General features: G+C 42.3%; 7 protein-coding genes. 1 reads left to right on the forward strand and 6 read right to left on the reverse strand.

The annotated features are described in order from the left end of the window. Positions 1-3: 3 nt before the first annotated feature. The 4 genes from AACM45_RS00840 to AACM45_RS00855 all read right to left on the reverse strand — a co-directional run bounded on the left by AACM45_RS00840 (position 4) and on the right by AACM45_RS00855 (position 6,360). A complete protein-coding gene (locus tag AACM45_RS00840; RefSeq protein ID WP_339140166.1) occupies positions 4-1,194 on the reverse strand; it encodes an acetyl-CoA C-acyltransferase in 1,191 nt (396 codons plus the stop codon). Between the two features lie 134 nt (positions 1,195-1,328). Beyond that, on the reverse strand, positions 1,329-3,734 hold the full coding sequence (locus tag AACM45_RS00845; RefSeq protein ID WP_339140167.1) for a 3-hydroxyacyl-CoA dehydrogenase/enoyl-CoA hydratase family protein: 2,406 nt from the start codon (positions 3,732-3,734) through the stop codon (positions 1,329-1,331). A gap of 14 nt (positions 3,735-3,748) precedes the next feature. Beyond that, a complete protein-coding gene (locus AACM45_RS00850; RefSeq protein ID WP_339140168.1) occupies positions 3,749-4,198 on the reverse strand; it encodes a MarR family winged helix-turn-helix transcriptional regulator in 450 nt (149 codons plus the stop codon). Positions 4,199-4,590: 392 nt separating this feature from the next. Continuing rightward, positions 4,591-6,360 (reverse strand): AMP-dependent synthetase/ligase, encoded by a 1,770-nt coding sequence (locus tag AACM45_RS00855; protein WP_339140169.1) that lies wholly within the window; start codon positions 6,358-6,360, stop codon positions 4,591-4,593. A gap of 339 nt (positions 6,361-6,699) precedes the next feature. Here AACM45_RS00855 and AACM45_RS00860 point away from each other — a divergent pair, with 339 nt between their 5' ends. Next, positions 6,700-7,926 (forward strand): DUF3089 domain-containing protein, encoded by a 1,227-nt coding sequence (locus AACM45_RS00860; RefSeq protein WP_339140170.1) that lies wholly within the window; start codon positions 6,700-6,702, stop codon positions 7,924-7,926. Between the two features lie 2 nt (positions 7,927-7,928). Here AACM45_RS00860 and AACM45_RS00865 read toward each other — a convergent pair whose 3' ends face one another. Both AACM45_RS00865 and purL read right to left on the reverse strand, forming a co-directional pair. After that, positions 7,929-8,381, reverse strand: a complete 453-nt coding sequence (locus AACM45_RS00865; RefSeq protein ID WP_339140171.1) for a GNAT family N-acetyltransferase — start codon at positions 8,379-8,381, stop codon at positions 7,929-7,931. Between the two features lie 101 nt (positions 8,382-8,482). Beyond that, positions 8,483-12,229, reverse strand: a complete 3,747-nt coding sequence (purL, locus tag AACM45_RS00870) for a phosphoribosylformylglycinamidine synthase (protein WP_339140172.1) — start codon at positions 12,227-12,229, stop codon at positions 8,483-8,485. Positions 12,230-12,339: the final 110 nt, after the last annotated feature.

Raw genomic sequence — 12,339 nt, forward strand, 5'->3', positions numbered from 1 at the left:
TTTTTAATTTAAAAATTCAAATATCCCTGCGGCACCCTGACCGGTTCCTACACACATCGTTACCATACCGTATTTGCCCTGCATGTTACGCTTGCGCATTTCATCAAATAATTGAACTGATAACTTCGCCCCGGTACAGCCCAGGGGATGCCCTAACGCAATTGCACCACCATTCACATTAACGATATCTTGATTTAAGCCCAATTCACGAATTACGGCTAAGGATTGCGACGCAAATGCTTCGTTCAATTCAATCAACTCAATATCTTCTTGTTTTAGACCAGCTTGTTTGAGGGCCTTTGGCACAGCTGCAACAGGGCCGATACCCATTATGCGTGGCGGTACACCGGCAGCTGCATAGTTTACCAATCGGGCAATAGGCTCTAAATTGAGTTCTTTCATGAGTTCTTCGCTTACGACCATTACGAATGCAGCGCCATCACTCATTTGTGAAGAATTACCAGCAGTAACACTGCCGTTTGCAGCAAATACGGGTCGCAGCTTATTCAATACTTCCGTAGAAGTGCCTTTTCTTGGACCTTCATCTTTAGTAACTGTATATTTTTTAGTTGCTTTTTTTCCATCAGGCCCAACGAAAGTCTGTTCCACTTCAATAGGAACTATTTGATCTTGAAAACGGTCTTCGGCCTGCGCACGAAGTGCTTTCATATGTGAATTATAAGCAAATTCGTCTTGATCTTCACGCGAAACCTTGTACTCTTGGGCGACAGCTTCAGCCGTATTGCCCATACCCCAGTAATAGTCTTCATGACCCGCCTTTACAATATCATAGTTCAATTCGGTCTTATAACCTGTCATGGGAACCGCACTCATACTTTCCGCACCACCAGCAATGATGCAATCTGCCATACCGGCTTGAATCTTTGCGGTCGCGATACCAATAGTTTCTATTCCCGAAGAACAAAAACGGTTTACGGTGACTCCAGGAACATCAACAATATCCAACCCCATCAACGATATTAATCGCGCCATATTCAGACCCTGGGATCCTTCGGGCATCGCATTACCTACAATAACGTCATCAATACGCTTTTTGTCCAGTTGGGGCAGTTCTTTCATCATGTGTTGAATGGTCTCCGCCGCCAATTCATCGGTTCTTTTAAATCGGAAGACTCCCTTGGGAGCTTTCCCTACTGCCGTACGATATCCTTTTACTATGTATGCTGTTTTCATATTAGCCCCCTAACCCCCAAAGGGGGAATTCCTATTAGGGGTCAATAGGATTTTAGTTTAAAATTTTTGATTTAATTTTTTATTCTTCATCATTACTGAATTTCACTTTTGTTCCCCCTTTGGGATTAGGGGCCCTAGTTGCGCAAAGGTTTCCCCGTCTTCAACATATGTTGGATACGTTCTAAGGTTTTGCGCTCTGTACAGAGTGATAAGAACGCTTCCCGTTCGATATCAAGAAGGTATTGCTCTGATACGTAACTTGGCTCTGAAAGATCTCCACCCGCCATGACATAAGCCAGTTTATTGGCGATTTTCTTGTCATGTTCACTGATATATCTACTGGCTTCCATGGAATCCGTTCCCACTAAGAACATTCCCAACGCTTGCTTGCCCAAAACCTTGACATCGTTACGCTTTGGGGGTCTAGTGTAACCTGCTTCGGCCATTAACTGTGCATGTGCTTTGGCGGTTGCAATTTGTCTGTCTTTATTGACGACTACAATGTCCTTTCCTTTTTGAAGGATTCCTAAATCATAGGCTTCATAAGCGGATGTTGATACTTTGGCCATACCAATGGTCAAAAAGTATTCTTGAAGGATATTCAATTCCACATCCCCTTTTCTAAAGGAATCCGATGCCCTTAAGGCGAACTCCTTTGAGCCACCACCACCGGGAATCACCCCAACGCCAAATTCGACCAATCCGATGTAGGTCTCCGCTGCGGCAACGACCTTATCGGCGTGTAATGACAATTCACAACCTCCACCCAAGGTCATTCCGTGTGGTGCGGAAATTGTGGGTATGGACGAATAACGCATACGCATCATCGTGTCTTGGAACATTTTGATGGCCCTATTCAATTCATCGTACTCTTGTTCGACGGCCATCATGAATATCATACCTATATTGGCGCCAACAGAGAAGTTAGCAGCTTGATTACCGACTACCAACCCCTGAAAATCTTTTTCGGCAAGGTCGATAGCTTTATTTAGCCCGGCCAAAACATCACCACCAATGGTATTCATTTTAGATTGGAACTCACAGTTCAAGATACCATCACCTAGATCTTCAATTACGACGCCGCTATTTTTAAAGACTTCTTTGGATTTACGAATGTTATCCAAAATGATAAAGGCATCCTGTCCGGGAATTTTTACCATTTCTTTCTTCGGAATGTCATAGAAGTAGGTCGCCCCATCTTTGACCGAATAGAATGAATCCATTCCTGCAGCTTTCATTTCACCGACCCATTTGGCGGCTTCTTGATTTTCCGCTGCGATAAATTCCAATCCTTTGTCGAGACCTACGGCATCCCAAATTTGAAAAGGACCGTGTTCCCAACCAAAGCCAGCTTTCATGGCATCATCAATCTTGTACAGTTCATCCGTAATTTCTGGAATACGATGCGATACATAAGCAAATAACTGTCCGAAACTCTTTCTATAAAACTCCCCAGCCTTGTCTTTTCCACCGGTAAGTACCGTAAAGCGGTCAATGACATTGTCAATGGTTTTTGTTAGCTCAAGGGTGGCAAACTTGGCGCTTTTTTTGGAGCGGTAGTCCATGGTGCCCAAATCCAAGGTCAAAATCTCGCTTTGGCCTTTGTCTCCTTTAACTTTTTTATAAAAGCCTTGTCCGGTTTTACTCCCCAGCCATTTGTTTTCCATCATAGTCTTGATAAAGTCGGGTAGCGCGAACAGTTCGTGCCTTTCGTCATCTTGGCAATTTTCTGAAATTCCCGTGGCCACATGAACCAGGGTATCCAACCCAACAACGTCAACAGTTCTGAAAGTTGCCGATTTTGGTCTACCAATTACGGGTCCGGTCAATTTATCTACTTCCTCAACCGTCATTCCCAATTCTTTCACCGCATGAAATAGGCTTTGAATACTGAAAATACCGATACGGTTACCAATAAAAGCAGGCGTATCTTTGGCCACGACTGAAGTTTTGCCCAAAAATTGCTCGCCGTAGCCGTTCAAGAACTCCAGTACTGAGGGGTCGGTCTTTGGACCTGGAATAATCTCAAAAAGTTTTAAATAACGTGCAGGATTAAAGAAGTGGGTTCCGCAGAAATGCTTCTGAAAGTCATCACTTCTACCTTCACTCATAAATTTAATCGGGATACCCGAGGTATTTGAAGTGATCAAGGTGCCGGGTGTTCTATACTTTTCAAGATTTTCAAACACCTGTTTTTTGATATCCAATCGCTCCACTACGACCTCAATGATCCAGTCTACTTGGGCTACTTTTGCAATATCGTCCTCTAAATTGCCCGTGGTAATCCGCTGGGCGAACTTTTGGTGGTAAATGGGCGAAGGTTTTGATTTAAGGGCAGTTGTAAGCGCCTCATTGACCAAGCGATTTCTAACTACCTTGTCGTTGAGGGAGAGACCCTTCACTTTTTCTTTATCATTCAACTCCCTTGGAACAATATCCAATAGTAAAACTTCGACTCCGATATTGGCAAAATGGCAGGCGATACCGCTGCCCATGATACCAGAACCGATTACGGCAACTTTATTGATATGTCGCTTCATGTATAAGAAATGAATTAATTAGTTGTTGTTTTTGCGTAAATACTTTTGTCGAGGATCAATTTATTTATTAAATCAATGGTCTTAAAAAAACCGTTGAGGTCTTCCATGGCAATGTGCCCTTTAACCGCTTCATTGAAACGAAGTACTACTTCTTTTGAATCTTTTCTTTTATCAAGCCCCAAAGCAGTCAAATGAATGAGCACACCACGACCATCGTTAGGGTTGGGTCTTCTCTCAATATAGCCTTTTTCCTCAATGTTTTTCAATATTCTTGATAGACTGGTACCTTCCATCCCCATTTTAGGGCCAAGTGCTGTACTTGGAGTACCTTTTTTTGGGTCAATACTTAGCAAAGTGAAACCAATCGCCATGGTCAACCCATAATTTTTGGCTTCTTCATTATACATTTTGGTGACAGCTTGCCAAGTTGCCCTTAAGGCATAGTCAATGGTTAAATCTTGCATAAACCGATACATTCAATTTCAAAGATAATGAAAATTTATTATGCATGCATAATAAATTTAATCCCGCTTGGGATTACCTCAAAAACGGTTTACCGGGTATTCAAGAATTGGTTTTATTTCTTTTTTTCAGTTCATTACCTATGGATGCGGAAACCATATTAGGTATAATTGCCAAAGGGCCAAAGACCGTCGGAACCAAAAATATAAGGGTGTTGTTATGGTGTTTCGAACTTTGGTACAAACCAAATGCCAGCGCAACACACATTAAAAGCAGTGCTACAATACTAAAAATAAGTAGGCTTTTTTGCGTTCTTTTGAGCTTTTCCGTACTATACTTTTCAAATGCCATTGCTACTGGTTCAATTGAGGAAGATTATCGACCCGTACAATTCTTAATGCCCATAGATATTATTGTACAACTTAATGTATTTCTCTTTGACAATTTTTCTGCGCAATTTCATGGTTGGTGTAAGATGTCCATCATCAATACTCCAAACATCGGGGGTCAAACGAAACTGTTTTACCTTTTCCCATTTTGCAAACTCCTCGTTGGCGAGATCGACTTCTTCTTGAATTCGGGCAATAACCTTTTCGTTTAGCACAATATCTGAATTCTCACTCAATGTAATGTTGTGTCGCTCAGCCCATGCGAATAAAAATTCAAAATTAGGTTGGATAAGGGCAGCGGGCATTTTTTCCCCTTCACCAACAACCATGATCTGTTCAATAAACCGTGATTGTTTGAAACGATTTTCCAATAATTGCGGCGCTACATATTTACCTCCAGAGGTTTTGAACATTTCTTTTTTACGGTCGGTAATCCGCAAAAAACCATCAGCATCCACCTCTCCGATATCACCGGTATGAAAGTACCCGTCCTTTAATACTTCGGCTGTCTTTTCAGGATCTTTGTAGTAGCCCAGCATCACATTGGGTCCCTTACATAAAATTTCTCCGTCATCTGCTATCTTAATCTCAACCTTGTCAATGATACGACCTACCGATCCTATTTTCCAACCACTCCCAGCTTCTTGGTTGACGGAAATAACCGGTGAGGTCTCAGTGAGACCATACCCTTCCATTACTGGAATGCCGGCTGCCCCAAAAATTCTACTTAATCGAGGTTGCAACGCGGCACTACCCGATACCATGGTTTCCAAATTGCCACCCAAGCCCTCTTTCCATTTGCTAAAAATCAATTTACGGGCCAATCCAAGCCTTTTCTCATACCACCAGCCATTGGCACCATATGGTTCATATTTTAAACCGAGTTCGACGGCCCAGAAAAAAAGCTTTTGCTTTATACCTTCAAGTGCCGTACCCTTTGCTATAATGGAATCATAGACTTTTTCAAGTAACCTGGGTACTACTGTCATGACATTGGGTTTTACCTCTTTGAGGTTATCACTTATCTTATCCAATCCTTCGGCAAAATAGATGTTAATTCCACAATATTGGTATAAGTACAAGATCATGCGTTCAAATATATGGCAGACGGGCAGAAAACTGAGCGCAGAAGCTTCTGCTTCAAAAGGTACCCGTAGCTCACTGGCAATGACGTTTGAAACGATATTATCATGGGACAGCATTACCCCTTTAGGTCTTCCGGTCGTGCCCGAAGTATAAATAAGGGTGGCCAAGTCATCTGGTTTCACCGCCGCTTTAAGTTCTTCTACCTTATCTTGATTGGAAGTATCCGCTCCTTTTTCAAGAACCGTTGACCAATGTGTACAATTTGGGAGGTCGTCAAAACTGAACACATCTTTTAGCTTTTTTAATTTTCCACTGATGGACAATACTTTGTCCAAGACGTCTTGACATGACACAAAACAATATGTTGCTTCAGAATGATTAAGTACATATTCATAGTCTTCTTCTGAAATCGTGGGATATATAGGCACATTCTGGGCCCCGGTCTGTAAAATACCAATGTCACAAATGTTCCATTCCGTTCTATTGGTCATCGAAATGATAGCGATCTTATCATTGGGTTTGACCCCCAAACGCAACAACCCCCTACTTATGGCATTGGCCTGATCGATATATTGTTGGGTAGAGGTACTGACCCATTTTCCATCTTTTTTACTTACCAACGCATTTTGTAGGTTGTATTTTTCTTTCTGGTAATAAGGAAAATCGAAAAGTCTGGTTACCGTCTGCATATCAAGTTTCTATTTGGTAATTGCAAAATAGGCAAAGGAGGCGGGATTTTAAAATGGTACCGCTAAAATTGTTGGTTTATATTTGCGAATACCAAAACAAAACATGTCAATTTAAGACACGGGATCTACTATAAATTGAATGGATTTGAAGATTTTGAAAAGGCAAAAAATACAGTTTAATAGAAAAGAAACGTATTGTTTTTAAGTGCGGGTTTTTAATGGATATTTTTAAGCTTTCCTTTGCCAATTGAATTAAATGAAATTTACGGGCTATCTGCACGTTTGATTTATATATAGAGTCAGAGTGTATATTGGCACTTTGCGAAAATACTTTTTGTTATGAAAAAGATTTTTGCCTACCTCATTCCGGTTGTTATGTGGACTTGTACGGACAATATGGAACCTGTTATTGATATTGTTGAAGAAGAACCACGGGAAGTACTGGAACAACCTATATCTTTATTAGATTATAGTTCTATAGGTAATTGGGCATTTCACCCCGATCAAGTGGTAAATCTAATTTCAAATTATGATTTAGACATAGGACTTGTAGATAAAGACTTAGCACTAATTGGTAGTATACCAATAGCGAATAATGCTAAAATCAATACAGGGGTTGATGTGTTTTTTGTGCACCCAACCTTATTAGACGGTATCGCTACCGCACCTGAACTTATACCGCTTGATGAACAACCCACATCGCGAATTGACTTGACCATTGTTGCACAAGCCGGCCAATTCGCCAAATACGGAAGAATATTTTCCCCAAGATATAGGCAGTCTACCGGTCCTACGTACTTACAGGATGGAGTAGATAAAACCGTGCAGGCAAATATCATAATGCAATCTTATAGCGATATCAAAGCTGCGTTCGTTGAATATTTGAACAACTATAATAGGGGCAATAAAATAATTCTTGCCGGGCACTCTCAAGGTTCTTATTTAATAGCAATGTTACTCAGAGATCTTTTTGACAATGATGTTCAGATGCGCGATAAGCTTGTCACGGCTGTTTTAGCAGGTATGGTCAATGTATATGCTGATGAGGGGAACTACGCAGGTGGACAATTTGAAAATATTCCTTTGTGTAGGGAGGTCGATGAGTGCGGTTGTATTCAGAATTGGGCGAGTTTCAAAGAGGGGCAGCCCATCAACTTTTTCACAACAGATCTACCTTGGTTTAATGAAGAATTTGTACGGTATGGGGTAATAAATAGAACAATCGATTTGCAGACAGATTGGTTTGTAATGGATGAAGCATATATTCCCGACACCTTGACTTCTTTCAGATATATTGTTTTAGGCGGCAATGTCAATGCAAACTATGGATTCAATTATATAGGGCATGATAATCTGTACGTCGCTAGAATGAGAAGGGATTCAAATAATCAAATTGGACTTAACGTGGCATTTATGCCAGAGGAAGGTGATTTACGAATCAATGACCTGGCAATAGAAGAGCAGCACCCACTTTTTGATTTTTGGGGATATCATACCAAAGACTACGCAACCTATCTATGGCCTTTATTGGTGCAAATTGATGCTAAACTGGCAAATTGCAATTAAGGTTATAAGTGTAATTTCATACCTTCATGCGAAGCACTAAAACCTAGTTTTTCATAAAATTTTAGGGCCTCGGGTCGCTTTTTGTCAGTGGTCAATTGTAACACGTGGGCGCCTTTTTCTTTGGCCCGTGCGATTGCCCATTCAAACAATTGTTGCCCGATACCTTTGCCGCGATAAGTCTCATGCACCCTGACCGCTTCAATCTGTGCCCTTATGCCGCCTTGGTAGGTCAAGTATGGTATAAAGCTCAATTGCAAAGTACCTATAATTTGACCTGCAGAAGCTTCACAGACCATAAGCTCTTGGTTGGAATCTGAATCAATAGCTTCAAAAGCCCTAAAATATTTTTGAGGAAGTGGATCTCGATAATCCTCACGAAGTTGGCCTAATTTATCATTGGCAATCATCGAAACTATAGCGGGAATATCTTCTTTTTTTGCTTTGCGAATTTTCATTCTTATTTGAAATGTTTTCGTCTACTAAGACCCAAGACCCAAGACCCAAGACCCAAGACCCAAGGCCTAAGGCCTAAGGCCCAAGGCCCAAGACCTGCATACTACTTTTCATTATTTTTTTCAATCCATTCCCTAGCATTCACAAAAGCTTGCAACCATGGAGAAACCGTATCGTTTTGGCGGTCTTTTGGGTAATGCGCCCAGTTCCATGGAAAGATGGAGCGTTCGATATGTGGCATGGTGACCAAATGGCGCCCTGTGCTATCACAGAGCATGGCCGTATTGAAATCACTACCATTCGGATTGGCAGGATATCCTTCGTATCCGTATTTCGCAACGATATCGTAATTGTGTTCAGCATTTGGAAGACTGAACTTTCCTTCCCCATGCGATATCCAAACCCCTAAAGTGGAACCCTCTAAAGAAGAGAGCATCACTGAATTGTTTTTTTGGATTTTCACGGAAGTAAAGTTACTCTCGTGCTTATTAGAATCATTATAGGTCATTTTACCATGGGTTTCATGGTCAGGATTGATTAAATCCAACTCCATAAATAATTGGCACCCGTTACAGATACCCAACGATAACGTATCGGGGCGTGCAAAAAAGTCTTTGATTACCTTATTGGCGCGTTCGTTGTATTTAATGGCACCGGCCCATCCTTTGGCACTTCCTAAAACATCAGAGTTTGAGAATCCACCCACGGCGCCCAAAAATTGGATATCTTCAAGGGTTTCACGACCCGAAATTAAATCGGTCATGTGTACGTCTTTCACATCAAAACCGGCCAGATACATGGCATTCGCCATTTCACGTTCAGAATTACTTCCTTTTTCACGAAGAATAGCGGCCTTGAATCTACCTTTCGCCATACTCGTGCGGTTTGGGAGACTGAGCGCAGCCGAAGTCGGAAACTTGTATGTCAACGGCTGCTTTTTGTAATTGGCAAAACGGTCTTTGGCCAAGTCTTTTGCTGTTTGTTTGTCATCCAATAAATACGAGGTTTTGTACCAAGTATCCCGTAACGAAGCTATGTTCAAGCCGATTTCAACCCCTTGATTATTCAATCGCAATGCTCCTTCTTGAATGGCATGACCCAGTTTATGAAAATGCAATCCGGTAGCTTCCAGTGCTTTTTCAGAGGCTCCATTTTTGGTTTGTACGACGACCCCAATATTTTCGGCAAACAACATTTTGATGCTGTCTTGCTCCCCAAGTGGGGTTAAATCAAGTTCCGCACCCAAATCATTATCTGCAAAACAGAGTTCCAGTAAAGTAGTTATCAATCCACCAGAACCCACGTCATGACCAGCCAGAATATGACCATCTACAATCAATTGTTGAAGGGTGTTGAAGGCAGATTTAAAATAGGCGGCATCCGTAATACTTGGCGCCTGGCTGCCAATAGCATTCAAGATTTGACCAAAAGAAGAGCCTCCTAGTTTAAAATTGTCCTTTGATAGATCAATGTAATAAACAGCGCCTCCATCTTTTTGCAGCACAGGCTCTACAACCTTGGTAATGTCGTTACAATTACCAGCAGCTGAAATTACCACTGTACCGGGTGCAATAACCTCTTGGTCTTTGTACTTCTGTTTCATGGAAAGGGAATCCTTGCCCGTGGGTACGTTGATGCCCAAGGCAATGGCGAAGTCTGAAATGGCCTCAACTGCTTTGTACAAACGCGCATCTTCACCCTCGTTCTTGCATGGCCACATCCAGTTGGCGGAAAGGGACACGGACTGTAATCCGTCTTTTAGGGGTGCCCAAATAATGTTCGTCAGTGCTTCGGCAATACTGTTGCGGCTTCCCGCAACGGGATCTACCAAACCAGAAATAGGGGAGTGGCCAATACTGGTCGCTATTCCTTCTTTTCCTTTAAAGTCCAAGGCCATTACCCCAACATTATTCAAGGGCAACTGTAAGGGTCCTGCACATTGTTGCTTGGCCACACGGCCACCTACGCAACGGTCTACCTTATTGGTCAGCCAGTCTTTACAGGCAACAGCTTCAATTTGCAATACATGGTTCAGGTACTCGTGAAAGTGTTCTAAGGTGTATTCCGCATCTTTAAATGTAGTGGTGACTGTTTTGTCTTCCATGATGGTTTTAGGGGAACTCCCAAACATATCTGAGAGTGCGAGATCCATGGGTTTGTCACCATTGGTAGCCGATTCAAACGTAAAACGGTGTTCTTCCGTCACATTGCCTACTTCATACATGGGTGAGCGTTCACGGTCTGCAATACGGTGTAATAGATCGGTATCGGAATCTCCTATCACCAAGCCCATACGTTCTTGACTTTCGTTACCTATAATTTCTTTGGCGGATAGCGTAGGGTCACCCACCGGAAGCTTATCTAAGTCAATATGGCCGCCAGTTTCCTCAACAAGTTCAGAAAGACAATTTAAGTGTCCGCCAGCACCATGATCATGAATGGAAACAATGGGATTTTCGTGGCTTTCGACCATGCCACGTATAGCGTTGGCCGCACGTTTCTGCATTTCAGGATTGGAACGTTGTACTGCATTCAGTTCAATGGCAGATTCAAACTCACCGGTATCGGCGCTTGATACTGCGGCTCCACCCATACCGATTCGGTAATTATCACCCCCTAAGATTACAATTTTATCGTCTTTTTTAGGCGTGTCCTTTAAGGCCTGTTCCGCTTTACCATAGCCGATACCACCTGCTTGCATGATGACTTTGTCATAGCCAAGTTTAACTGTCAGGTCGAGCGCAGTCGAGACCTTTTTGTCATCTCGAATGTCTGACCCTTTGACTGTACTCGCGGTGACATTCTCGGTATGTTCAAAAGTGAGTACCGAACCAGCAATTAAGGGTTGCCCGAATTTATTACCAAAATCTGACGCCCCGTTGGAGGCTTTAATGAGAATGTCCATGGGTGTTTGGTACAACCACGGACGTTCTGGAAAGGCCATTTCCCATTCGCGATCCGGCTCTAATCGTGAATAAGCGGTCATATATACCGCAGTTCCTGCTAGGGGTAAAGAGCCTTTACCACCTGCGAGTCTATCACGAATTTCTCCGCCAGAACCTGTAGCGGCCCCGTTAAAGGGCTCTACGGTGGTGGGAAAGTTATGGGTCTCTGCTTTTAGGGAGAGTACGGAATCAAATAGGGTCTCTTCGTAATAATCGGGTTTATCGGCACTTTTTGGTGCAAACTGTACTACTTTAGGTCCTTTTACAAAGGCTACATTGTCTTTGTAAGCCGAAACGATAGTATTTGGATGTTCCGCTGAGGTCTTTTTAATTAGCTTAAATAGCGAAGTCGGCATTTCTTCACCATCAATTACAAAGGTGCCGTTAAAGATTTTATGGCGACAGTGTTCTGAATTTACCTGGCTAAAGCCAAATACTTCGGAGTCGGTCAATTTACGGCCTATTTTTTTCGCGATATTTTCTAGATACTCCACTTCATCAGTACTTAAGGCCAACCCTTCTTGTTGATTATAAGCAGCGATATCGTCAATGGCTAAGATGGGTTCTGGTGAAACTGCTATGGTGTAAATATCTTGGTCGAGCCCGTTATACTTTTGAAATAGCATGGGGTCAAAATCGGTAAAGTCTTTCGATATACTTTTAAACTCCTCAATACGAATTATACCGACAATGCCCATATTTTGGGTGATTTCAGTAGCATTGGTGCTCCAAGGGGTAATCATGGCGGCCCGTGGCCCAATAAAAAAGGCGTCAAGAGACGCCACGTTGAGTTTGGGTTGGTCGCCGAACAACCAGCTTAGTTTTTTTTCGTTTTCAGGTGTGATTTCTTGAGCAGTTTGGACGGCGAAAACTTTGGTCGCCATATCTCCGAAGAAATGAATCATATGTGCTTACGTATTGAGCGGTTTAGCAAAGTGCAAATTTACGATTTTTTGCTGCCTTATACCGAGGGCTCGGAAACAGTTTTTAACGGAGGGTGTTGATAGTTTTTATG

Origin of the sequence: Croceitalea sp. MTPC5 (genome assembly GCF_036985505.1) — a bacterium.
GTDB lineage: Bacteria > Bacteroidota > Bacteroidia > Flavobacteriales > Flavobacteriaceae > Croceitalea.